The sequence below is a fragment of the Streptomyces sp. NPDC059909 genome (assembly GCF_042730885.1).
Classification (GTDB): domain Bacteria; phylum Actinomycetota; class Actinomycetes; order Streptomycetales; family Streptomycetaceae; genus Streptomyces.
Window position 1 is genome coordinate 238,596 of sequence record NZ_JBHWKX010000003.1, and the last position, 23,023, is coordinate 261,618.

Annotated in this window: 23 protein-coding genes, 1 pseudogene and 1 riboswitch; of the genes and pseudogenes, 10 read left to right on the forward strand and 14 right to left on the reverse strand. The window is 71.2% G+C overall.

Annotation, left to right across the window (positions count from 1 at the left end):
• Window positions 1-89: 89 nt before the first annotated feature.
• On the reverse strand, window positions 90-287 hold the full coding sequence (locus ACFV9O_RS04780) for a hypothetical protein (protein WP_385412505.1): 198 nt from the start codon (window positions 285-287) through the stop codon (window positions 90-92).
• Window positions 288-328: 41 nt separating this feature from the next.
• Entirely contained in the window at window positions 329-670 is a 342-nt protein-coding gene (locus ACFV9O_RS04785; RefSeq protein WP_385412276.1) for a DUF6233 domain-containing protein, read from the reverse strand.
• A 269-nt stretch (window positions 671-939) separates the two neighbouring features.
• On the opposite strand from ACFV9O_RS04785, the gene rlmN reads away from it, so the two are divergent.
• From rlmN to ACFV9O_RS04805, 4 genes are all read left to right on the forward strand, one after another.
• Entirely contained in the window at window positions 940-2,046 is a 1,107-nt protein-coding gene (gene rlmN / locus ACFV9O_RS04790) for a 23S rRNA (adenine(2503)-C(2))-methyltransferase RlmN (RefSeq protein WP_385412278.1), read from the forward strand.
• 30 nt (window positions 2,047-2,076) lie between these two features.
• Window positions 2,077-2,187: riboswitch (TPP riboswitch) on the forward strand.
• Between the two features lie 82 nt (window positions 2,188-2,269).
• A complete protein-coding gene (locus ACFV9O_RS04795; protein ID WP_385412281.1) occupies window positions 2,270-3,370 on the forward strand; it encodes a thiamine ABC transporter substrate binding subunit in 1,101 nt (366 codons plus the stop codon).
• Between the two features lie 74 nt (window positions 3,371-3,444).
• On the forward strand, window positions 3,445-5,070 hold the full coding sequence (locus ACFV9O_RS04800) for an ABC transporter permease (protein WP_385412283.1): 1,626 nt from the start codon (window positions 3,445-3,447) through the stop codon (window positions 5,068-5,070).
• Window positions 5,070-6,098 (forward strand): ABC transporter ATP-binding protein, encoded by a 1,029-nt coding sequence (locus tag ACFV9O_RS04805; RefSeq protein WP_385412285.1) that lies wholly within the window; start codon window positions 5,070-5,072, stop codon window positions 6,096-6,098. Before ACFV9O_RS04800 ends, ACFV9O_RS04805 begins: the two co-directional genes overlap by 1 nt.
• An 83-nt stretch (window positions 6,099-6,181) precedes the next feature.
• On the opposite strand, the gene ACFV9O_RS04810 is transcribed toward ACFV9O_RS04805, so the two are convergent.
• The 5 genes from ACFV9O_RS04810 to ACFV9O_RS04830 form a co-directional block, all read right to left on the reverse strand.
• Window positions 6,182-7,321, reverse strand: a complete 1,140-nt coding sequence (locus ACFV9O_RS04810) for an LOG family protein (RefSeq protein ID WP_385412288.1) — start codon at window positions 7,319-7,321, stop codon at window positions 6,182-6,184.
• A gap of 42 nt (window positions 7,322-7,363) precedes the next feature.
• Entirely contained in the window at window positions 7,364-8,527 is a 1,164-nt protein-coding gene (locus ACFV9O_RS04815; RefSeq protein WP_385412290.1) for a hypothetical protein, read from the reverse strand.
• Window positions 8,509-9,237 carry an ABC transporter ATP-binding protein gene (locus ACFV9O_RS04820; protein ID WP_385412509.1) on the reverse strand — a complete coding sequence of 243 codons (729 nt, stop codon included), beginning with the start codon at window positions 9,235-9,237 and terminating at the stop codon, window positions 8,509-8,511. The genes ACFV9O_RS04815 and ACFV9O_RS04820 overlap by 19 nt, the downstream gene beginning before the upstream one ends.
• 212 nt (window positions 9,238-9,449) lie before the next feature.
• The gene (locus ACFV9O_RS04825) at window positions 9,450-10,829 is read right to left on the reverse strand and encodes an aspartate aminotransferase family protein (protein ID WP_385412293.1); all 1,380 of its coding nucleotides are present in this window, start codon (window positions 10,827-10,829) and stop codon (window positions 9,450-9,452) included.
• Complete coding sequence (locus ACFV9O_RS04830) at window positions 10,814-11,305, reverse strand: Lrp/AsnC family transcriptional regulator (RefSeq protein ID WP_385412296.1); 492 nt, start codon at window positions 11,303-11,305, stop codon at window positions 10,814-10,816. The genes ACFV9O_RS04825 and ACFV9O_RS04830 overlap by 16 nt, the downstream gene beginning before the upstream one ends.
• A 190-nt stretch (window positions 11,306-11,495) precedes the next feature.
• On the opposite strand from ACFV9O_RS04830, the gene ACFV9O_RS04835 reads away from it, so the two are divergent.
• Window positions 11,496-12,935 carry a gamma-aminobutyraldehyde dehydrogenase gene (locus ACFV9O_RS04835; protein ID WP_385412298.1) on the forward strand — a complete coding sequence of 480 codons (1,440 nt, stop codon included), beginning with the start codon at window positions 11,496-11,498 and terminating at the stop codon, window positions 12,933-12,935.
• A 342-nt stretch (window positions 12,936-13,277) separates the two neighbouring features.
• Here ACFV9O_RS04835 and ACFV9O_RS04840 read toward each other — a convergent pair whose 3' ends face one another.
• Window positions 13,278-13,835, reverse strand: coding sequence for a TetR/AcrR family transcriptional regulator (locus ACFV9O_RS04840; protein WP_385412299.1), 558 nt, complete (start codon window positions 13,833-13,835; stop codon window positions 13,278-13,280).
• Window positions 13,832-14,194 carry a DUF1304 domain-containing protein gene (locus ACFV9O_RS04845; RefSeq protein ID WP_385412301.1) on the reverse strand — a complete coding sequence of 121 codons (363 nt, stop codon included), beginning with the start codon at window positions 14,192-14,194 and terminating at the stop codon, window positions 13,832-13,834. The genes ACFV9O_RS04840 and ACFV9O_RS04845 overlap by 4 nt, the downstream gene beginning before the upstream one ends.
• Window positions 14,195-14,392: 198 nt before the next feature.
• Here ACFV9O_RS04845 and ACFV9O_RS04850 point away from each other — a divergent pair, with 198 nt between their 5' ends.
• Both ACFV9O_RS04850 and ACFV9O_RS04855 read left to right on the forward strand, forming a co-directional pair.
• Entirely contained in the window at window positions 14,393-14,923 is a 531-nt protein-coding gene (locus tag ACFV9O_RS04850) for an HXXEE domain-containing protein (protein ID WP_385412303.1), read from the forward strand.
• A 30-nt stretch (window positions 14,924-14,953) separates the two neighbouring features.
• Window positions 14,954-15,529, forward strand: coding sequence for a hypothetical protein (locus ACFV9O_RS04855; protein ID WP_385412305.1), 576 nt, complete (start codon window positions 14,954-14,956; stop codon window positions 15,527-15,529).
• Here the strand turns inward: ACFV9O_RS04855 and ACFV9O_RS04860 are convergent.
• The 4 genes and pseudogenes from ACFV9O_RS04860 to ACFV9O_RS04875 form a co-directional block, all read right to left on the reverse strand.
• Window positions 15,526-15,747 (reverse strand): annotated as a pseudogene (locus ACFV9O_RS04860) (peptidase); the annotation flags it as partial. The gene ACFV9O_RS04855 and the pseudogene ACFV9O_RS04860 sit on opposite strands and share 4 nt — an antisense overlap.
• Before the next feature lie 233 nt (window positions 15,748-15,980).
• Window positions 15,981-16,769: an SAM-dependent methyltransferase gene (locus tag ACFV9O_RS04865; RefSeq protein ID WP_385412306.1), complete on the reverse strand. Its 789-nt coding sequence runs from the start codon at window positions 16,767-16,769 to the stop codon at window positions 15,981-15,983.
• A complete protein-coding gene (locus ACFV9O_RS04870; protein WP_385412308.1) occupies window positions 16,766-17,473 on the reverse strand; it encodes a glycerophosphodiester phosphodiesterase in 708 nt (235 codons plus the stop codon). Before ACFV9O_RS04870 ends, ACFV9O_RS04865 begins: the two co-directional genes overlap by 4 nt.
• 10 nt (window positions 17,474-17,483) lie before the next feature.
• Window positions 17,484-18,509, reverse strand: coding sequence for an adenosine deaminase (locus tag ACFV9O_RS04875; RefSeq protein ID WP_385412310.1), 1,026 nt, complete (start codon window positions 18,507-18,509; stop codon window positions 17,484-17,486).
• Between the two features lie 109 nt (window positions 18,510-18,618).
• Between ACFV9O_RS04875 and ACFV9O_RS04880 the strand changes: the two genes are divergently transcribed.
• Window positions 18,619-19,356 (forward strand): DUF4190 domain-containing protein, encoded by a 738-nt coding sequence (locus ACFV9O_RS04880; RefSeq protein WP_385412313.1) that lies wholly within the window; start codon window positions 18,619-18,621, stop codon window positions 19,354-19,356.
• Between the two features lie 67 nt (window positions 19,357-19,423).
• Here the strand turns inward: ACFV9O_RS04880 and ACFV9O_RS04885 are convergent, their stop codons facing one another.
• Window positions 19,424-19,987 carry an NADAR family protein gene (locus ACFV9O_RS04885; RefSeq protein ID WP_385412316.1) on the reverse strand — a complete coding sequence of 188 codons (564 nt, stop codon included), beginning with the start codon at window positions 19,985-19,987 and terminating at the stop codon, window positions 19,424-19,426.
• A gap of 173 nt (window positions 19,988-20,160) precedes the next feature.
• Between ACFV9O_RS04885 and ACFV9O_RS04890 the strand changes: the two genes are divergently transcribed.
• The gene (locus tag ACFV9O_RS04890; protein WP_385412319.1) at window positions 20,161-21,678 is read left to right on the forward strand and encodes a gamma-aminobutyraldehyde dehydrogenase; all 1,518 of its coding nucleotides are present in this window, start codon (window positions 20,161-20,163) and stop codon (window positions 21,676-21,678) included.
• A 70-nt stretch (window positions 21,679-21,748) separates the two neighbouring features.
• On the forward strand, window positions 21,749-22,996 hold the full coding sequence (locus ACFV9O_RS04895) for a PotD/PotF family extracellular solute-binding protein (protein ID WP_385412322.1): 1,248 nt from the start codon (window positions 21,749-21,751) through the stop codon (window positions 22,994-22,996).
• The last annotated feature ends 27 nt before the right edge of the window (window positions 22,997-23,023 follow it).

Consider the following 23,023-nt stretch of genomic DNA (forward strand, 5'->3'; position numbering starts at 1 on the left):
TGCGTCGACACCCGATCGACCCTCGGGGCCACCGGGCCTCAGCCAGGGCGACGAGATCGTTTCAAGGGCCGATCGGTTCGCCGGAGGGGTCAGTCCGTGCCGTAGTCGTGCGGTCGCCCGCCCTGCCATTCCACCCAGTGCGGGTCGTCCAGCAGTTCCCACGCGTCCGGCAGGCCTGCGCGGCGCAGGAACTCGATCAGGTCGGCGTCGCTGTGGGCGAGGCCGACGATCCGGGTGCGGATTGTCACCCGGCGGCCGCCGGCGGCCGTGGCGCGGTGGACGAGGATCGGTGCAGTGCCTGCGTCATCAGGCTGCGACGGGTCACCGTTCACAGCACACCGAGATCGGTGTCGGGGCGGCAGTACGGGCACGCTGCGATGCCGTCCTCGGTGATGGCGCGGAGGGCCTGCTCGCGCGCCAGCGGCTTCGTGTGCCAGCCGGCCATGCCGCAGTCGCTCGTGTGGACGGCGTCGGGGGTGGACGTGCCGCCTGCTCGCCGCATCGCGAGTTTCCACCCAGGTTGAGGCGGGGGCGGCGTGCGCGCTGCACGTGCGGCCGCCACCTCCTGTCGCTCCAGATCCGCGATCGTCTCGTCAGTGCGGCGCAGCTGCCAGGCCAGCCACTGGCGGACACTGCGCAGGCGTTCCAGGCGCGACACTTGTTCGGACACAAGTTCGATTCTAGGGCTGGATGGGGCCCGAGCGGCAACGTCCTTCCCGAGAGAGGGGTGCTGCGCTTCACAGGTTCTGGCGCGGGCGCAGCAGCCGGTCGGGCCCGGGACCGCTCGTTACCGCTCTGGCCAGCCAGAACGCTCACCCTGCCGGGCCGTCTCCGGGCCGTCCGAGGGCGCCCGGCAGCCACCTGCGACGACCGGTGACGCCCACCCCCAATATCAGCGGCCGCAGGTCACCGGATTCCGTCTGCGACACTGGATGAACCATGCCCAAGCCCGGAGAACTCACTTTCGTCGCCCCCCGCGGAGCCAAGAAGCCCCCGCGGCACCTCGCCGACCTCACGCCCGCCGAGCGCAAGGAGGCCGTCGCCGCGATCGGCGAGAAGCCGTTCCGCGCCAAGCAGTTGTCGCAGCACTACTTCGCGCGGTACGCGCACGACCCCGCGCAGTGGACCGACATCCCGGCGGCCGCGCGCGAGCGGCTCGCGTCGGAGTTGCTGCCCGATCTGATGTCCGTCGTCCGGCACATCTCCTGTGACGAGGACACGACCCGCAAGACGCTGTGGCGGCTGCACGACGGGACGCTCGTCGAGTCGGTCCTGATGCGCTACCCGGACCGGGTGACGATGTGCATCTCCTCGCAGGCCGGCTGTGGCATGAACTGCCCGTTCTGCGCCACCGGTCAGGCGGGGCTGGACCGCAATCTCTCGACCGCCGAGATCGTGCACCAGATCGTGGACGGCATGCGGGCCCTGCGCGACGGGGAGGTCCCCGGCGGACCCGCCCGGCTCAGCAACATCGTCTTCATGGGCATGGGTGAGCCGCTCGCCAACTACAAGCGGGTCGTCGGCGCCATCCGCCGGCTCACCGACCCCGAGCCGGACGGCCTCGGCATCTCGCAGCGCGGGATCACCGTCTCGACCGTGGGTCTGGTCCCGGCGATGCACCGGTTCGCCGACGAGGGCTTCAAGTGCCGTCTCGCCGTCTCCCTGCACGCCCCGGACGACGAGCTGCGCGACACCCTCGTGCCGGTGAACACGCGCTGGAAGGTGCGGGAGGTGCTGGACGCCGCCTGGGAGTACGCGGAGAAGTCCGGCCGGCGGATCTCCATCGAGTACGCCCTGATCCGCGACATCAACGACCAGGCGTGGCGCGGTGACCTGCTCGGCCGGCTCCTCAAGGGCAAGCGGGTGCACGTCAACCTCATCCCGCTCAACCCGACGCCGGGATCGAAGTGGACGGCCTCCCGCCCGGAGGACGAGAAGGCGTTCGTCGAGGCGATCGCCGCCCACGGAGTGCCCGTGACCGTTCGGGACACACGCGGTCAGGAGATCGACGGAGCATGCGGACAGCTCGCGGCTTCCGAGCGCTGACCCCCGTGTAACCTGGGCTCGAACATTTGCATATTCCGACAGGGGAGCGCCACAGCGCTGAGAGTGCGGTGACCGTCAGACCGCAGACCCTCTGAACCTCGCCCCGGTCATTCGGGGTAGGAAGTTCGGACGAGACTCAAGCTGTTGCGCCCTGCCCGGCTCCCGTTCACGGGACCCGGGCAGGGCCGCGTCTCTTCCTGGTCACCCCCAGGAGGACATGTCAGTGAGCACCACCAAGAAGATCACGGTCACGGCCGTGGCCGCCGCGCTCGGCATCAGCACGCTCGCGGCCTGCGGCGGGGAGTCGACGGACGCGTCGTCCGGCTCGGACTCCGGCAAGGCGTCGAAGACCGTGACGCTCGTCAGCCACGACTCGTTCAACGCCACCCCGGCGGTGCTCGAGGAGTTCACCCGGCAGACCGGGTACACGGTCAAGGTGCTGAAGAGCGGTGACGCCGTCGAAGCCCTCAACAAGGAGGTCCTCACCAAGGGCTCCCCGCAGGGCGACGTGTTCTTCGGCGTCGACAACACCACCCTCTCGCGGGCCCTCGACAACGGCCTCTTCACGCCGTACGAGGCCAAGGGCCTGGACCGGGTCCCCGCTGCCGTCCAGCTCGACAAGGACGAACACCGGGTCACGCCGGTCGACACCGGCGACATCTGCGTCAACTACGACAAGGCGTACTTCGCCGACAAGAAGCTCGCCCCGCCGCAGACCCTCGACGACCTGGCGAAGCCGGTCTACAAGAACCTCCTGGTGGTCGAGAACGCCGAGCGCTCGTCACCCGGTCTCGGCTTCCTCCTCGGCACGGCCGCCGCGTACGGCGACGAGGGCTGGCAGGACTACTGGAAGAAGCTGAAGACGAACGGCGTGAAGGTCGTCGACAGCTGGGAACTCGCCTACAACCAGGAGTTCTCGGGCTCCGCGGGCGGCAAGGAGGCCAAGGGCGACCGGCCGCTCGTCGTCTCGTACGCCTCCAGCCCGCCGGTCGAGGTGCTTTACGCCAAGCCGCAGCCCAAGGAGGCGCCGACCGGTGTCGCCACCGGCACCTGCTTCCGCCAGACCGAGGCCGCGGGCCTGCTGAAGGGTGCGAAGAACGAGGCGGGCGGCAAGGCCCTGCTGGACTTCCTGATCAGCAAGAAGTTCCAGGAGGACATGCCGCTCAACATGTTCGTGAACCCGGTGGTGAACGAAGCCGAGGTGCCCGAGCTCTTCACCGAGTTCGGTGCCGTGGTCGACAAGCCGCAGACCATGGAGCCGAAGAAGATCGCCGACAACCGTGACCAGTGGATCCAGTCGTGGTCCTCGCTCGTCCTGAAGTAACCAGGCGTTCCGACCCGGACAGGCGTCCCGAAGCACGCAGCACACTCCGCGGGAACGCGGCGCGGCTCGCCCTGATGGCCGTGCCCGTCGCGTTCTTCGCGGTCTTCTTCGCCTATCCCGTGACCGCGATCGTCGGCCGCGGGCTCACGGCGGAGGGTGTCTGGCAGTTCGGCCGGATCGGCCAGGTGCTCGGCCGGCCGGACGTGCTGGACGTCGTCTGGTTCACGGCGTGGCAGGCGCTCGCCTCCACCGGGCTCACGCTGCTGCTCGCGCTCCCCGGCGCATATGTCTTCGCCCGCTTCGACTTCCCCGGGAAGCAGCTGCTGCGCGCGGTCGTCACCGTGCCGTTCGTGCTGCCGACCGTGGTCGTCGGCACCGCCTTCCTCGCGCTGCTGGGACGCGGCGGACTGCTCGACGAGCTGTGGGGCGTACGCCTCGACACGACCGTCTGGGCGATCCTCCTCGCCCATGTCTTCTTCAACTACGCGGTCGTCGTAAGGACCGTGGGCGGCCTGTGGGCGCAGTTCGACCCGCGCCAGGAGGAGGCGGCACGGGTCCTCGGCGCGGGCCGGTTCGCCGCCTGGCGGCGCGTCACCCTTCCCGCGCTGACCCCGGCCGTGGCCGCCGCCGCGCTGATGGTGTTCCTCTTCACCTTCACCTCCTTCGGTGTCGTACAGATCCTGGGCGGACCCGCGTACTCCACGGTCGAGGTCGAGATCTACCGGCAGACCGCCGTCCGGCTCGACCTGTCGACGGCCGCCGTGCTGACGCTGGTTCAGTTCGCTGCGGTCATGGCGATCCTCGCTGTGCACGCGTGGACCGTACGCCGGCGCGAGACCGCCCTGAAGCTCGTCGATCCCGCGCTGACCGCACACCGGCCGCGCGGAGCGGGCCAGTGGTCGCTGCTCGCGGCCGTACTGGCCACCGTCGTCCTGCTGATCCTGGCGCCGCTCGGTGTGCTGGTCGAGCGCTCCTTCGCCGTGAGCGCCGGGGCCGGCGGCTACGGCTTCGCCTTCTACGAGGCCCTGCAGTCCGCCGAGGCGAGCGGCGGCACGTTCCTCGTACCGCCGCTGGAGGCGGTGTGGAACTCCCTGCAGTACGCGCTCGCCGCCACCGCCATCGCCCTGCTGATCGGCGGACTGGCGGCCGCGGCCCTCACCCGCAAGGCCGGCCGGCTGGTGCGGGGCTTCGACGCGCTGCTGATGCTGCCGCTCGGCGTCTCCGCCGTCACCGTCGGCTTCGGCTTCCTCATCACGCTCGACGAGCCGCCGCTCGACCTGCGCACGTCATGGATCCTGGTGCCGCTCGCGCAGGCCCTGGTCGGGGTGCCGTTCGTGGTGCGGACCATGCTGCCCGTGCTGCGGGCGGTCGACTCACGGCTGCGTGAGGCGGCGGCCGTGCTGGGCGCGTCGCCGCTGCGCGCGTGGCGCGAGGTCGATCTGCCGATGGTGCGCCGGGCGCTGCTCGTCGCCGCGGGCTTCGCCTTCGCCGTCTCGCTCGGTGAGTTCGGGGCGACCGTCTTCATCGCCCGGCCGGACAATCCCACGCTGCCGGTGGCCGTGGCGCGGCTGCTGGGCCGCCCCGGCGCACTCAACTACGGGCAGGCGATGGCCCTTTCGACCATCCTCATGCTGGTCTGCGCGGCGGCTCTGCTGCTGCTCGAACGTATCCGGCCCGACCGTTCCGCAGGGGAGTTCTGATGCTGACGCTGGACGACGCGACCGTACGGTTCGGGCGGCGGGCGGCGCTCGACGCCGTGGACCTGGAGGTCGCCGACCACGAGATCGTCTGCGTGCTGGGCCCCAGCGGCAGCGGCAAGTCGACGCTGCTGCGGGCCGTGGCCGGACTCCAGCCGCTGGCCGCAGGGCGGGTCCTGCTCGGCGGCGCCGACCAGGCGGGCGTGCCGGTGCACCGGCGCGGGGTCGGCCTGATGTTCCAGGACCACCAGCTGTTCCCGCAGCGCGACGTCGGCGGCAATGTCGCCTTCGGTCTGCGCATGCACGGCGTACCGAAGGCGGAACAGCGGCGCCGCGTCGAGGAGTTGCTCGAACTCGTCGGGCTGCCCGGTGCCGGGAAGCGGTCCGTCGCCGCGCTCTCCGGCGGTGAGCAGCAGCGCGTCGCCCTCGCCCGCGCGCTCGCTCCCCGCCCCCGGCTGCTGATGCTCGACGAGCCACTCGGACAGCTCGACCGGACGCTCAGGGAGCGGCTCGTCGTCGAACTGCGCGAGCTCTTCGGGCAGTTGGGTACGACCGTGCTCGCCGTCACCCACGACCAGGGCGAGGCCTTCGCGCTCGCCGACCGGGTCGTCGTCATGCGCGACGGCCGGATCGCCCAGAGCGGCACCCCGCGCGAGGTGTGGCAGTGGCCCGCCTCCGAGTTCGTCGCCCGCTTCCTCGGCTTCGACAACGTGGTGCCCGCGACGGTGACCGGCGAGGCCGCCGACACCCCCTGGGGCAAGATCCCCGTCCCGCCCGGTTCCCCGCAGGGCGCCTGCCGGCTGCTGGTCCGTCCGGCGGCGGTGCGGCTCGGGGCGGCGGACGAGGGCCTGCCGTGCGTGGTCGAGTCGCTCACCTTCCGAGGCCATCACGTGGCCGTACGGCTGAGGCCCTCCGACGCGCCTGCGCTGGAGGCGGAGTGCGGGCTGAAGGACGTGCCCGAGGTGGGGGCGGAGGTCGGCGTTGCTTTCGACGCCGAGGATGTGGTGGCGCTGGCGGCTGCCGAGGGCTGACGTCCGCGGGGCGCCTGCGGCGGGCCCACGAGGCGGAGCGCACATCGACACTGGGGAAGGGCGGGGCGGCCCCCCGCAGGGGCCTACGCGCCAGGCGTCAGCCGGGCCAGCGCCTCCGGGACCTCGTCCACCGAGTCGACCAGGGCGATCCGGGACTCCATGGAGCGGCTCGCGGCCAGGGAGCGGAGGAGGGACCATGCCGGGAGCTTCTCGGTCCAGTGGGCGCGGTTCACCAGCACCATGGGGGTGGGCTCGCCACGCGACTCGTAGTAGTTCGGGGTCGCGTTGTCGAAGATCTCCTGGACCGTGCCTGCCGCCCCCGGGAGGAAGACCACCCCGGCGTTGCAGCGGGCGAGGAGGCCGTCCTCGCGGGTGGCGTTGGCGAAGTACTTGGCGATGTGACCCGCGAACGGATTCGGCGGCTCGTGGCCGTAGAACCAGGTGGGGATGCCGATCGAGTCGCCGCCCTGCGGCCAGCGCCAGCGGATCTCGAAGGCGGCGGCCGCCCATTCGGTGACGGACGGGGTGAACGAGGGGGCCTTGGCGAGGAGTTCGAGGGCCTCGTCGAGCATCTCGTCGCTGTGCGCCGACGCGTACGCGCCCAGGTTCGCGGCCTCCATCGCGCCGGGGCCGCCGCCCGTCGCAACGGTCAGGCCGGTACGGGCCAGAGCCCGGCCGAGCCGGGCGGCGCCGGCGTAGGCGTCGGTGCCGCGGTGCATCGCGTGGCCGCCCATCACGCCCACGACCCGTGCACCGTTCAGGAGTTCGTCGAGGGCGTCCGAAACGGCGTCGTCGTGGATCGAGCGCAGCATCGAGGCGTAGATGTCGCGGTCGGCCTTGGTCTGCTGGAACCACTCGTACGCGAGGGCGTCGGTCGTGCCCTCGTAACCGCCGTCGGCAAGACCGTCGAACAGCTCGTCGGGGGAGTACAGAAGCCCGCGGTACGGATCGAACGGCAGATCCGGTATGGGCGGGAAGACGAGCGCACCGTCCGAGCGGACCTTCGTGGCGGCGTCGGGCTCCATGGGACAGCCGAAGAACATCGCACCGGTGGTGTCGGCGGAGAGCAGGGCGAAGGTGCGTGCCGTCAGGTCGACCGACTGGACGCGGTGCCCGGCGAGGGTGCCGCGCCGCGCGACCACCTGGTCGAACTCCTCAAGGGTCTCGATCTCGCGGTCGTCGTCGAACGACGACCCCAGCCTGCGCCTGTGTCCGTGCACCATGCGCCCACGATAGGGCCCTGCCCACCCGCCGCCGTGGCCGGGTCAGCGGCGCAGCGGCAGCGCCGCGAGCTCCGCCACCGCCCAGGTGAGCGGGGCGAAGACCGCAAGCAGCACCACCGTGCGCAGCACCACGGACGCCCGGAGGAAGGACACGGGGGTGCCGAGGTCCAGCAGTCCGGTCTGTCTGGCCTCGCGGGTGTGCTTGGCCTCCAGGGCCGAGGTGAGCAGCGTCGCCGCCGTACAGGCCAGGACCAGTGTGGCCCCGAGTCCGGTCAACTCGCCGAAGGGCCGCGGTCCTTGCCCGCCGCCGGAGAGCGCCGCCGCGGCGATCAGGGCGGACGCCACCGCGCAGACGACCCCGAGCGGCCGCCCGATGCGGGCCGCGTCGTCCATCAGCGCCCGGCCCGCGAGCAGCCGTACCGCCCCGGGACGGACGGCCTGCACCACGCGCCCGCACAGATGCACGATGCCCGGGCCCGCCATCGCGAGCCCCAGCGCGGTCAGCGTCCAGCCCAGCAGCACCCCGGCGGGAGGATCCCCCGCGCCGCCGGCGACAGCGCCCAGCACGCCTTCGCCCGCGTACGCCTCGACCGCGATGCCCGCCGCGGTGAGCGCGACGCCCCACGGGAGCCCGCCGGGCGCGGCTCCGGACCGGCGCCCGTCATGTCCGTCCTCGGCTTCCTCGCCGGGCTTGGTACGGCGCGGGCGCAGCGCGAGCGCCGCCGCCCCCGCCCCGGCCAGCGGTACGAGCGACAGGAGGGTGAGCGCGGCGCCCAGAGGCAGGGGCGCACCGGCGGAGAGCTGCTCGGCGGCCGCCCCGTCGATCGGCAGTCCGGTCAGATCGCCCCGTAGATGGAGGAAGACCAGCAGGGCCACCATGCTCCCGAGCGTGCACGACACGGCCGTCGACACCGCGGCCAGGGCGGTGAGCCGTACGGGCCCCAGACCGACGGCGGAGAGCCCCGGCCGGGGCCGGGTGCTCGGGTCCGTACGCGCCACGGCGACCGCGAGGTGCACGGTCGCGGCGAGCGGCACCAGACACCACAGCAGCCGCAGCAGTGGCCCGGGGGTGGGCTCCGTCTGCGCCGCCGCTTCCGCCAGCGTGCACAGCAGCAGGAAGCCGACGCCGGCCGAAGCCGCGGCGACCATCAGCCGGCGCAGCAGGACCAGCGGGTGGGAGCCGCGGGTCAGACGGAGAGCGAGCACGCGGCCCGGCCTTCCGCGTCGGAACCGTGGGCGGAGCTGATGCGCCGTCCGTCGACCAGCGACACCGTGCGGTCGGCGAGCGACGCCACCTCCGCGTCGTGGCCGGCGATGACGAGGGTGATGCGGTGCGAGCGCGCCGCGGTGGTGAGCGTACGCAGCACCTGGACGCGGTCGCTCTGGTGCAGCGCGGCGGTGGGCTCGTCGGCGAAGACCACCGCGGGCGTGGTGACGAGCGCGCGGGCGAGGGCGATCCGCTGCCGCTGGGCCTGGAGCAGCACGCGGGGGCGCTTGCGCGCGCACGCGCCGATATCGAGCCGCTCCAGCCACTCCATGGCGGTGGCCCGGGCGGCCCGGTGGGACGAGCCGCGCAGCAGCAGCGGCAGGGCGGCGTTCTCCCACGCGTTCAGCTCGGGGACCAGCTGCGGCTCGGGGCCGATCCAGCCGAAGCGGTCGCGGCGCAGTCGCTCGCGGGCGGGAGCCCGCATGGTGTGGACGGGGCTGCTGTTGAACCACACCTCGCCCTCCTCCGGGACGAGCTGGCCCGACAGGCAGCGCAGCAGCGTGGTCTTTCCGCAGCCGCGCGGGCCGTTCACGGCGAGGATCTCGCCTTCGCGCACACCGAGGGAGACTCCGCACAGGGCCGGCGAGCCGCCCAGGGAGTGGTGCAGGGAGCGCGCCCAGAGCACATCGTTGTCCGGCGGGGCCACCACCATGGCGTACACCTCGGTTCAGATCCGTTGTTCCGTTCCCCCGTACGGGGGAACGAGGTCGGGGCCGATCGGTCACAGCACCGTAGGGACTCGGAACCGGGTGTGCGGACAGCACGCGGCCCGGACGCCCCCCTCTCACTCGAAGGGGTGCATCCGGGCCGCGAGAAGCCGATGAGCGGATGACCGGCAGTCGTTGCCGGCAGCCTCGTCGCCTACAGCTTGGCCCAGGCCTCCGTGAGGACCGAGCGCAGGATCTGCTCGATCTCGTCGAAGGTGGACTGGTCGGCGATCAGCGGCGGGGCCAGCTGGACGACCGGGTCGCCCCGGTCGTCGGCGCGGCAGTACAGACCGGCGTCGAACAGGGCCTTGGAGAGGAAGCCGTACAGGACGCGCTCGGTCTCCTCCTCGTTGAAGGACTCCTTGGTGTTCTTGTCCTTCACGAGCTCGATGCCGTAGAAGAAGCCGTTGCCGCGGACGTCGCCGACGATCGGCAGGTCGTGCAGCTTCTGCAGCGTGCGCAGGAACGCGCCCTCGTTGTCGAGCACGTGCTGGTTGATCTTCTCGCGCTCGAACAGGTCGAGGTTGGCGATGCCGACGGCCGCGGAGACCGGGTGGCCACCGAAGGTGTAGCCGTGCAGGAAGGTGTTGTCGCCCTTGTAGAACGGCTCGGCGAGCCGGTCGGAGACGATGCAGGCACCGATCGGGGAGTAGCCCGAGGTCATGCCCTTGGCGCAGGTGATCATGTCCGGCACGTAGCCGAACTTGTCACAGGCGAACGTCGTGCCGAGGCGGCCGAAGGCACAGATGACCTCGTCGGAGACGAGCAGCACGTCGTACTGGTCGCAGATCTCGCGGACCCGCTGGAAGTAGCCGGGCGGCGGCGGGAAGCAGCCACCCGCGTTCTGCACGGGCTCGAGGAAGACCGCGGCGACGGTGTCGGGGCCTTCGAAGAGGATCTGCTGCTCGATCTGGTCGGCGGCCCAGCGGCCGAAGGCCTCCGGGTCGTCGCCGTACAGCGGGGCGCGGTAGATGTTGGTGTTCGGCACCTTGTGCGCACCGGGCACCAGCGGCTCGAACGGGGCCTTCAGGCCCGGCAGGCCGGTGATGGACAGGGCGCCCTGCGGGGTGCCGTGGTAGGCGACCGCACGCGAGATGACCTTGTACTTGGTCGGCTTGCCCACGAGCTTGAAGTACTGCTTGGCGAGCTTCCATGCGGTCTCGACCGCCTCACCGCCGCCCGTGGTGAAGAAGACCTTGTTCAGGTCGCCCGGGGCTTCGTTGGCGAGCCGCTCGGCCAGCTCCACCGCCTGCGGGTGGGCGTACGACCAGACGGGGAAGAACGCGAGCTGCTCGGCCTGCTTGGCGGCGACCTCGGCCAGTTCCCTGCGGCCGTGGCCGGCCTGCACCACGAACAGGCCCGCGAGGCCGTCGAGGTAGCGCTTGCCCTTGTCGTCGTAGATGTAGGTGCCCTCACCACGCACGATGGTGGGTACGGGCGAGTTCTCGTACGACGACATGCGGGTGAAGTGCATCCACAGGTGGTCGTAGGCGGTCTTGGAGAGGTCCTTGCTCACGGCTATCGGGTTCCCCACATATAGGTCTGCTTCTTGAGCTTGAGGTAGACGAAGCTCTCGGTGGAGCGCACACCGGGGAGGGTGCGGATGCGTCGGTTGATCACTTCAAGCAGGTGGTCGTCGTCCTCGCAGACGATCTCCACCATGAGGTCGAACGAGCCCGCCGTCATGACGACGTACTCGCACTCGGGCATGGCAGTCAGCGCGTCGGCCACCGGGTCCAGGTCGCCCTCGACGTTGATCCCGACCATCGCCTGGCGCCGCAGACCCACGGTGAGCGGGTCGGTGACGGCGACGATCTGCATCACGCCTTGGTCGAGCAGCTTCTGGACGCGCTGCCGGACGGCCGCTTCGGAAAGGCCGACGGCCTTGCCTATAGCGGCGTACGGACGGCGTCCGTCCTCCTGCAACTGCTCGATGATCGCCAGGGAGACGGCATCGATCGTCGGGGACGATCCGCTCCCGGTCCTGGAGTCTGTGCTTCGGCTGGCCACGAGCACACTGTGCACCGGACTCGTCGATCCCGCAACCCGTCAGCGATGAAATTCGTTGTTCTCGGGAAGAAATCTCACCGATTTCGAAGTCGACGGGGGTCAGGCCTGTCGAAAGCGTCGCCTGGCGGGCTAGCCTGGGCGACGTAGGGTTGGGGTGTCTCACCCATCGGACATCTGAGGAGGGGTGGCTGTGACCACCGAACTGCGTCGTCTGCGCAACTACATCGACGGAGAGTTCCGGGACGCCGCGGACGGGCGGACCATCGAGGTGGTCAACCCGGCCACGGGCGAGGTGTACGCGACCTCACCGCTCTCCGGTCAGGCGGACGTCGACGCCGCCATGGCCGCCGCCGCCGCGGCCTTCCCGGCCTGGCGCGACACCACGCCGGCGGAGCGCCAGAAGGTACTGCTGAAGATCGCGGACGCGTTCGAGGAGCGGGCCGAGGAGCTGATCGCGGCCGAGTCGGAGAACACCGGCAAGCCGCTGGAGCTCACCCGCACCGAAGAGATCCCGCCCATGGTCGACCAGATCCGCTTCTTCGCGGGTGCGGCCCGGATGCTCGAGGGCCGTTCGGCCGGTGAGTACATGGAGGGCATGACCTCCATCGTCCGCCGCGAGCCGGTCGGCGTCTGCGCGCAGGTCGCGCCGTGGAACTACCCGATGATGATGGCGGTGTGGAAGTTCGCGCCGGCGCTCGCCGCGGGCAACACGGTCGTGCTGAAGCCCTCGGACACCACCCCGGCGTCCACCGTCCTGATCGCCGAGATCATCGGCTCCATCGTGCCCAAGGGTGTCTTCAACGTCCTGTGCGGCGACCGCGACACGGGCCGCATGATGGTCGAGCACCCGACCCCGGCGATGGCGTCCATCACGGGTTCGGTGCGCGCCGGCATGCAGGTCGCCGAGTCCGCGGCGAAGGACGTCAAGCGCGTCCACCTGGAGCTGGGCGGCAAGGCGCCGGTCGTCGTCTTCGAGGACACCGACATCGCGAAGGCCGTCGAGGACATCTCGGTGGCGGGCTTCTTCAACGCGGGCCAGGACTGTACGGCGGCAACGCGTGTGCTCGTGCACGAGTCGATCCACGACGAGTTCGTGGCGGCGCTCGCCAAGGCCGCGAAGGACACGAAGACCGGTCAGCCGGACGACGCGGACGTGCTCTACGGGCCGCTGAACAACGCCAACCAGCTGAAGCAGGTCGCCGGCTTCATCGACCGCCTGCCGGCGCACGCGAAGGTGGAGGCCGGCGGTCACCAGGTCGGTGACAAGGGCTACTTCTACGCCCCGACCGTCGTGTCCGGCCTCAAGCAGGACGACGAGATCATCCAGAACGAGGTCTTCGGCCCGGTCATCACGGTCCAGTCCTTCCGCGACGAGGAGCAGGCGCTCGACTACGCGAACGGCGTGGAGTACGCGCTGGCGTCGTCGGTGTGGACGAAGGACCACGCGCGGGCGATGCGGATGTCCAAGGCGCTGGACTTCGGGTGCGTGTGGATCAACACGCACATCCCGCTGGTGGCCGAGATGCCGCACGGCGGCTTCAAGAAGTCGGGCTACGGCAAGGACCTGTCGGCGTACGGCTTCGACGACTACACGCGCATCAAGCACGTGATGACGTCGCTGGACGTATAACGCCTCCGGCGGGGCCGGGAGTTGACCGCGTGCGGCGCCCCGTGTGCCCCGTGCCCCAACGGGCGGCAGTCGAAGGGCGGGCCAAAGGCCCGCCCTTCGGCGTTCCCTGCGGATGGCGGTGGCGCCTGCGCGGGCCTCCTCCCCTCCCCTCCCCGCCCCGGCCCGGAGCCGTTTGCTGGGCGCCCTTCGGGCCCGTCCGGCGTTTGAGGGACGGACACGCGGGCCCACCAGGCGGTACCGATCACGCTCGGGGGGCTGGGGGCTCGCCCCCGGTTCGGGAAGGGGCGGGGAGGAAGCCCGCCACAGGCGCTCGCACGCACGCACGCACGCGAGCCGCCGCGTCTACGGCAGCGCAGTCATGTGCAGCGAGAGCAGCAGGCGCCACACACGGGCCGCCATCGCATCCGGTGACGCCGGGATGCGGTCGTGGAGCCAGTCGGCAAGGACGCCCGTGAACGTCGCCGCCACCGCCGACGCGATCAGATCGGGTTCGGGCGCGCCCGCCAGCGCGCGCTCGTCGCAGCTGCGGGCGCGCAGTTCGCGGTGGAGGAGGTCGCCCAGCGGCCCGCCGCCGCCCTCGCGGAGCAGTGTGCGGTGGAGCGCGGCGTGCGGGGCGATCCGGCCGAAGAACGACGTCAGCGCGGCGGGCGGGACCGCCGGATCCGGTACCCCCCGCCACGCGTGCAGCGCCTCCACCGCGTCGCGGACGATCTCGGCGCAGGCGTCCACGGCGAGCGCGTCCAGATCCGGGTAGTGCAGGTAGAACGTGGCACGCCCGAGGCCCGCCCGGCGGACCAGACCCGCGACGCTGACCTCCGCCAGCGGCCGCTCGGCGCACACCTCCAGCAGCGCCTGCCGCAGCCGGTCCCGGGTGCGCTCCGCCCGTGGGTCCCCGCTCATCCCGCCACCAGCACCGCGGCCAGCGCCACCGCGCCCGGCAGGGCCTGGGCCACGTAGATGCGCCGGTTCGCGGTGGCGCCGCCGTACAGCCCGGCGACCACCACGCACGCGAGGAAGAAGACCCGCACCTGGTGGCCCGCCGGGTCCGCGGCGATCAGCCCCCACATCAGCCCGGCCGCCAGGAACCCGTTGTACAGCCCCTGGTTCGCGGCCAGCGGCGCCGTCGCCCGCGCCAGTTCCGGGTCGAACCCGGACAGCTTCCGCCCCGGCGCCCGCTCCCACAGGAACATCTCCAGCACCAGGATGTAGACGTGCAGCGCGGCCACCAGGCCGACCAGGACGTTCGCCGTCGCGTTCATGATCGCCAATCACTTCATGGACATGTGTTCATGAAGTATAGACACCTGTCCATGGCTGCTCCTCGTGCCGGTCACCCGGCGTCCCCGACGGCTCGATGCGCGAACGACTCGCCATGGCCGGGGACATCACGCCCGAGGAGCGCACGGAATGCGCGAAGCGGTGGAACGGCGTCGTGGGCCTGCAGCAGACTTGCGGTCATGCAGACCGTGAACCCACTTGTCACCTATGGGCTGTTCGCCGCCTGGGTGCTGCACGATGCGGAGGAGGTGGCCTTCGGCCCGCGCTGGATACGGGAGAATCTGCCCGCCTTGCGCAAGCGGTTCCCCGATGCGCCCGAGCGGGTGTGGCGCGCCCTGGAAGCCGTCGACGAGCGCGAGTTCGCCGTCGCGGTCGGTGCCATGGCAACGATCGTCGGTGCCGCCGCCGTCGCGGGTGCGCGCACCGGGGGCCGGTCCGGCTTCTACCAGGGTGCGCTCAGCGGATTCGGCCTCCACGGCCTCGTTCATCTCGCCCAGGCCGCCGCCTTCCGCGGCTACACCCCGGGCTCCGTCACCTCACCCCTCGTCGTCGTGCCGTTCGCGCTCTGGGCGCGGGGGCGGCTGCGCCGCGCGGGCGTGCTTCGCCCCACCAGGCCGCGTGACGTGCTGACCGGGCTGGCGCTGGCTGCGGGCGCCACCGTCGCCTCGCACGCCGTGGCCCGAAGCATCACCCGGACCCCCGGTTTTTGAACGCGTTCATGACGGGCGTACGCTGCGGGCATGAGCGAGCGAAGAGCGCTGCTGCGCCGCATACGCGTGTGGTTGGCCGTCTTCATCGGCTGCCTCGTCCTGAGCGGACTGACGGCCTTTCCTCTTGTCACCGAACTCCGCCTCGTCCACAACGCCCTGACGTCCTGGGCCTCCCCGGTCGCGGACACCTTCCCGGCTCTGTCCGAGTGGATCGAGCGGGTGCGGCACGGCGCGGAGGTCGCCGACGAGCAGTACCCGTTCCTTCTGTACGGGACCGACTGGCTGGCCTTCGCGCACCTCGTCATCGCCGTCGCCTTCTACGGCCCGTACCGCGACCCCGTACGGAACATCTGGGTCATCGAGTTCGGCATGATCGCCTGCGCCGGAATCATTCCGCTCGCGCTGATCTGCGGCCCGATCCGGGACATCCCCTTCTGGTGGTCGGTCATCGACATGTCGTTCGGGGTGGTCGGGGTGATCCCGCTGCTGTACGTACGACGGCTGATCAAGCAGCTGGAGGCGCTGCCCCCGGCCGAGCAGGCTGAGGCGAGCGAGCCGGCCGGGCCCGCCGAGGCCGCGGCCGCCCGGACCGCTCGGTCCGCCTAGCCGAACGCCGCCATGATGACGTTCAGGGCCGCCTTGTTGGAGTCCTGGCCCTTCGCGTCAGTGGCGTTGACGCTGTAGACCAGCGTGCGGGACAGATCACGGGTGGCCGCGACGGCCGCGTTGTAGCCCCAGCGGCCACCCGACTTGCCCCACACCTCGCGCCCGCCCAGCTCCTTCATGGACAGCCCGACGGAGTACGCGGCGGGCTCACCGGTCCTGAGGTCGAGCACGTCCCTCCCCGGCAGGGGCCGGGCGGTGCCGGCCACCTCGTACGAGACGTCGAGACCGCTGCCGCGTACGCGCTCCAGCAGGCCGGGCAGTTCCGCGGGGCCGCCGGCAGCTGCGGGTCGCGCGGCACCACGAACGGCATGGTGACCGCCGCCTGCACCAGCAGGGGTGAGCCCCACGTCAACCGCCCACGGCCGGGCGGCCCACGTCCCCCGTATGTCCACTACGACTTGCGGCCCACCGCGCCGAACTGCGCCACCTCCGCGACCGGGTCGCCTTCGGCGCGCCAGCGCGCACAGGAGACGATGCCCGGCTCGAGGACCTCGAGACCGTCGAGGAAGCCGGCGAACTCGGCGGGGCTGCGGGCGGTGATCGGCGGGGTCGCGTTCTCGTTCCAGAACGCCATCGCCTCGGCGTTGCCCTCGCCGCCCAGCTCCAGGGTCGGGTGTGTCAGGGCCAGATAGCTGCCGGACGGTACGGCGCCCATGACGCGGCGCACGATCGACGTGGCCTCGTCCGTGTCGAGGACGAAGTTGAGGATGCCGAGCATTATCACCGCGACCGGCTGCGACAGATCGAGCGTCGGCTCGACGGACCGCAGGATGTCGTCGGGGCGGTGGGCGTCCGCGTCGATGTAGGCGGTGCGGCCCTCCGGCGTGCTGGTCAGCAGTGCGCGGGCGTGGGTCAGCACGATCGGGTCGTTGTCGACGTACACGATCCGCGCGTCGGGGGCGATGCGCTGGGCGACCTCGTGGGTGTTGTCGACGGTCGGCAGCCCGGTGCCGATGTCCAGGAACTGCCGCACCCCCGCCTCCCGCGCGAGGAAGGTCACCGCCCGGCCGAGGAACGCCCGGTCGGCGCGGGCGACCTGGCCGATGCTCGGGAACATCCCGGTCACCTGGTCACCGACCTGACGGTCGATCTGGTAGTTGTCCTTGCCGCCGAGCCAGTAGTTCCAGACCCGGGCGTTGTGGGCGATGTCGGTGCGGATCCTGGCGGCGTTCTCGGTCACGTGAAGTGTCCTTTTCCGGCACGGGACTTGAGGAGTACGGAGGCGAGCGTATCGACGCGGTTGGTCGTGATCGAGTCCACCCCGCGGCCGACGAGGCGGCGCATCGTACGGCGTGTGTCGGCGGTCCAGGCGGAGAGCAGCAGCCCGTCCGCATGGACCCGGTCCGCGAGCTCCCGGCTCACCAGACCGAAGCGGTAGTTGAGCCAGCGCGGGCGCAGCGCGCCCAGCAGGGCCGGCCGGGGCGGGGCGAGCGTCGTCCAGGTCAGGGCGATCTCCGCACGGGGGTCGGCGGCGCGGACCGCGAGCAGGCCGGCCGGGCCGCCCGTGTAGTAGACCCGCTCGCCCGCACCGCACTCGCGGACCGTGCCGACGACGGCGCGCACCGCCGCGTCGTCGGCGCCGGGGAGATCGAGCATCAGCCGGTGGGCGCCCACCGCGATGATCGCCTCGCGCAGGGTCGGCACCCCGCCGGACGTCAGCTCGGTCAACTGCTCATGGGTGAGCCGGGCGAGGGGACGGTCGTGGCCCCAGAGACGCTTGAGCGTCTCGTCGTGCAGCAGCACGGGCACGCCGTCGCGGGTCAGCCGGACGTCGACCTCGACGGCGTCCGCGCCCCGGGCGATCGCGGAGTGCAGCGACGGCAGCGTGTTCTCGCGGGCGACGTAGGGATCGCCCCGGTGCGCTACGAGCGTGACGGTGCGCATGGGGCGGACCTCACTTCGCCAGCCACCGCTCGGTGTGGGCATCGATCTCCGAGGCGATCCGTGCCTTTCCGGCGGCGTCGAGGAACGACGCCTCCACCGCGTTCTTCGCGAGCGCGGCGACGCCCCGCTCGTCCAGCTCGAGCAGCCGTGCGGCGACCGCGTACTCGTTGTTGAGGTCGGTGCCGAACATCGGCGGGTCGTCGCTGTTGATGGTCACCAGCACCCCGGCGGCGACCATCTCCTTGATGGGGTGCTCGTCGAGGTTCGCCACGGCCCGGGTGGCGATGTTGGAGGTGGGGCACACCTCCAGCGGGATGCGGTGCTCGGCCAGGTGGGCCAGCAGCTTCGGGTCCTGCGGGGCACTGGTGCCGTGGCCGATGCGCTCGGCGCGCAGGTCGTTCAGCGCGTCCCAGATGGTCCCGGGCCCGGTCGTCTCACCGGCGTGCGGCACGGACCGCAGCCCGGCGGCGACGGCCCGGTCGAAGTACGGCTTGAACTGCGGCCGGGGCACGCCGATCTCGGGCCCGCCGAGGCCGAACGAGACCAGCCCCTCAGGGCGCAGGCCGACCGCGAGCCGCGCCGTCTCCTCGGCCGCGTCGAGCCCCGCCTCGCCGGGGATGTCGAAGCACCAGCGCAGGACGACGCCGAGCTCGGACTCGGCCGCCTTGCGGGCGTCCTCGATGGCCTCCATGAAGCCCCGCTCGGGGATGCCCCGGCGGATCGAGCTGAACGGCGTGATGGTCAGCTCGGCGTACCGGATGTTCTGCCGGGCCATGTCGCGGGCGACCTCGAAGGTCAGCAGCCGGACGTCCTCGGGGGTGCGGACGAGATCGACGACCGAGAGATAGACCTCGATGAAGTGCGCGAAGTCGGTGAAGGTGAAGTAGTCGGCGAGGGCGTCCGGGTCGGTGGGGACCTTGGAGTCCGGGTGCCGGGCGGCCAGTTCGGACACGATGCGCGGCGACGCCGAACCGACGTGGTGGACATGCAGCTCGGCCTTGGGCAGCCCCGCGATGAAGGGGTGCAGATCGGTCATCGGGGTCCTCCATGTGCTGAGCCGTCCGGGTCAGGGATCATCGTAGGCGGGGTGGGTGCCGCGCGGTGCCCAGCCCGTAGCATGACGAATTCACGATGGGGGAGGGCCCATGCCAGAGCAGAGCGACCGGCCGCCGGGCGGATACGAGCCGAACGACCCGTGGGCCCCGCCGGAGCGCAGGGCGTCCCAGGGCGGGCAGGACAGGGTGGACCTCGGCAAGACGGCGCCCGACGCGCAGCCGGGCCGCCCCGCCGTCCACGACCAGCCGACCGTGACGTCGACGCCCTCGGCCGGGGTGCCGGGCACCGGGCCGGAGACCGGGGACGCCGGTGCCGTACCGCCACCGCCGATAGCCCCGGGCGGGCCCGCACAGCCCGCCCCCGGCCCGTACGGCTACCCGGCCGCGCCCGGCACCCCCGGCTACGGCTATCCGGCCGCGCCGGGCGCCCAGCCCGGTGCGCCCGGCTACGGCTACCCCGGATACCCGGGCTACTCCGGCTCCTGGACCATGGGCACCCAGCCGCAGAACGGCATGGGCACGGCCGCGATGGTGCTCGGCATCCTCGCCGTCTGTCTCTTCTGCATGTACGGCATCCCCAGCCTGATCCTGGGGGCGCTCGCCCTGATCTTCGGCATCATCGGCCGCAAGCGGTACCAGCGGGGCGAGGCGAACAACAAGGGCCAGGCCCTCGCCGGGATCATCCTCGGCTCCGTCGGCATCGCCCTGGGAGCCGCCATCATCGCGTTCTTCGCCTGGATCATCGTGAACGCCGACGAATGGGAGGAGAGCGGCGTCGACGAGGACCCCTGGGCGACGACGCTGGTCGTCGACGCCGCCCCGCGCTGATCGGCGCCCGACCGGACGGGACCGTCCGGGCGGCCCCCCGCGCCGCCCGGCCGTCCGTCCCCCGGGCTCAGGCCTCAGCCCGCAGGCGCTCACGCGCCTCCATCAGGGCGAAGCCCAGCAGATTCAGCCCCCGCCACTGCGCGGGGTCATGGGCCCGCTCGTCGTCCGCGGTGAGACCGATCCCCCAGACGCGGTCCCGCGGACTCGCCTCCACCAGCACCCGGTCCCCGGTCGAGAGCAGGAATTCGCGCAGGTCGGCGTGCTGGGCGAACTTGTGCACGCTGCCCTCGACCACGATCCCGAACCGCTCGCGCTCCCATATCCCGTCGTTGAACCCGAGCACGAGACGGCCCGTCTTCTTCGCCAGCGCCGGGCTCGTGGCCGCAACGGCCTTGCGCTCCGCGTCCTCGTCACCGAAGAGCCGGGCTTTCCCGGCCATCATCCAGTGCTCGGCGGTCGCGTACTCGACCCCGTCCACGGTGAACGGCGACGGCCACCACTGACTCAGACAACTCGCGCCGACGGCACCGTCGCGGCGCGGTGTATGTCCCCAGAAGTGCAGATACTTGAGCCGTCGCCCGCTGCCGGCCTGCGCGACCAGGGCCTCGACGGTGGTGCTGGTGATCCCCATGCACGCGAGTCTGGCACCCGCCACTGACACTCCGTACGCGGATGACCCCGCCGGCGCGACACATGGTCGACCGATTCCGTCGCGTAATCAAAAGGCAACTACGGAATCCCTTGTTGGCGAAACTCCATTCTGTCAGGATCGGCACTCACTTCGAGCTGGAGCAACGGAGAGTCATGGTCAACCGCTTCCAGGCACAGGACCGTTTCACCGACGGCGCACAGTACATCGGCGGCCGGCTGCGCCCGGGCACGTCGGGACATCACCACGCCGTCGTCGACCCCGCCACCGGGGAGCAGGTCCTCGCGTACGAACTGGCGGGCACCGCCGACGTGGACGCCGCCGTCGCCGCCGCGCGCGAGGCCTTCCCCGGCTGGGCGGGAGCCACCCCCGGCGAGCGCTCCGACGCACTCCACCGCTTCGCGTCCGTGCTCGCCGAGCAGGCCGAGGACTTCGCCCAGGCCGAGTCGCTGCAGTGCGGCAAGCCGATCAAGCTGACCCGCGAGTTCGACGTGCCCGGCACCGTGGACAACACCGCGTTCTTCGCCGGCGCCGCCCGCCATCTCCAGGGGCAGTCCGCGGGGGAGTACAGCGGCGACCACACCTCGTACGTACGCCGGGAGCCGATCGGTGTCGTCGGCTCCATCGCGCCCTGGAACTATCCGCTCCAGATGGCCGCCTGGAAGATCCTCCCGGCCGTCGCAGCGGGCAACACGATTGTCCTCAAGCCCGCCGAGATCACCCCGCTGACCTCTCTGATGTTCGCCCGGGCAGCGGCCGATGCAGGCATCCCCGACGGGGTCGTCAATGTCGTCACCGGCGCGGGCAGGGAGGCCGGCGAGCACCTCGTCGGCCACCCGGACGTGGCCATGACGTCCTTCACGGGCTCGACCGCGGTCGGCAAGCGCGTCGCCGAGATCGCCACCTCCACCGTCAAGCGGCTCCACCTGGAGCTCGGCGGCAAGGCCCCCTTCGTCGTCTTCGACGACGCGGACCTGGAGGCCGCCGTGCACGGCGCGGTCGCCGGCTCGCTGATCAACAGCGGCCAGGACTGCACCGCCGCGACCCGTGCCTATGTCCAGCGCCCGCTGTACGACGCGTTCGTCGCCGGCGTCGCCGACCTGATGGCGACCGTACGGCTCGGCGACCCCTTCGACCCGTCCACGGACCTCGGCCCGCTCGTCTCGCACACCCAGCGCGACCGGGTCGCGGGTTTCGTCGACCGGGCCCGTTCGTACGCCACCGTCGTCACCGGCGGCCGGGCGCCCGGCGGGGACCTGGAGAAGGGCGCGTACTACCTGCCGACGCTGATCGCGGGCGCCGCCCAGGACAGCGAGGTCGTCCAGTCCGAGATCTTCGGCCCGGTCCTGGTCGTGCTGCCCTTCGACTCCGACGACGAGGGCATCGCCCTCGCCAACGACACCCCGTACGGACTCGCCGCCTCCGCCTGGAGCCGTGACGTGTACCGCGCGGGCCGGGCCACCCGCGAGATCAAGGCGGGCTGCCTCTGGGTGAACGACCACATTCCGATCATCAGCGAGATGCCCCACGGCGGATACAAGGCCAGCGGGTTCGGAAAGGACATGTCGGCGTATTCCTTCGAGGAGTACACGCAGGTCAAGCACGTGATGTACGACAACACTGCGGTGATCAGGAAGGACTGGCACCGCACCGTCTTCGGGGACCGACCGTAAGGACCTGCGGCTACTGCCGCGTGGCTCGCCGCCCGACCAGCGGCCTCATCCACCCGAAAGGGAACAGCGCATGGAGCACTACCAGTCCGACCGCCTCTCCGCGGCCCAGCTGGCCGCTGTGCAGCGCAGTATGACGAACGGCAGGGGCGCCCTCTCCCGCCGTTCGCTGCTGCGTGCGTCAGGCGTCGGCGCCCTCACCATCGGCGGCGCCGGGATGCTGAGCGCGTGTGGCATCCCGCCCGCCAAGCGGGAGGGCGACGCAGCGGTCTCCGACGACCACTCGGCCAAGGAGAAGCGCATAGCCTTCTCCAACTGGACCGAGTACATGGACATCAGTGAGGACGAGAAGAGCCGTCCCACCCTGGAGGCGTTCACCAAGCGCACCGGGATCACGGTCAAGTACACCGAGGACATCAACGACAACGTCGAGTTCTTCGGCAAGATCAAGCCGCAGCTCGCGGCCGGCCAGGACACCGGCCGCGACCTGATCTGCGTCACCGACTGGCTGGCCGCCCGGATGATCCGGCTCGGCTGGGCGCAGAAGCTCGACCCGTCGAACCTGCCGCACGCCTTCGCCAATCTGTCCTCGCAGTTCCGCAGCCCCGACTGGGACCCGGGCCGGGCCTACTCGTACCCCTGGACCGGTATCTCCACGGTCATCGCCTACAACTCCAAGGCGACCGGCGGCCGCAAGGTGGACTCGGTCGCCCAGCTGCTGGACGACCCCACGCTCAAGGGCCGGGTCGGCTTCCTCACCGAGATGCGCGACTCGGTCGGCATGACGCTGATCGACATGGGCAAGGACCCCGGGAAGTTCACCGACGCCGACTACGACGCCGCGATCGGGCGGCTCCAGAAGGGCGTCGACAAGAAGCAGATCCGCCGCTTCACCGGCAACGACTACACCTCGGACCTGGACAAGGGCGACCTTGCCGCCTGTCTCGCCTGGGCCGGTGACGTCATCCAGCTCCAGGCCGACAACCCGGACATCAAGTTCGCGATCCCGTCGGCCGGTTACATCACCTCCAGCGACAATCTGCTGGTCCCGGCCAAGGCCCGGCACAAGACCAACGCCGAGAAGCTCATCGACTACTACTACGAGCTTCCGGTCGCCGCGCAGCTGGCCGCGTACATCAACTACGTCTGCCCGGTCGACGGGGTGAAGGACGAGCTCGCGAAGATCGACCCCGCGCTGGCATCGAACACGCTGATCCTCCCGGACAAGGCCATGGCCGCCAAGTCCCACGCCTTCCGCTCGCTCAGCAGCAAGGAAGAGACGGCGTACGAAGAGAAGTTCGCCAAACTCATCGGCGCCTGACCTCCCCCTGCCCATCGACACCACTGG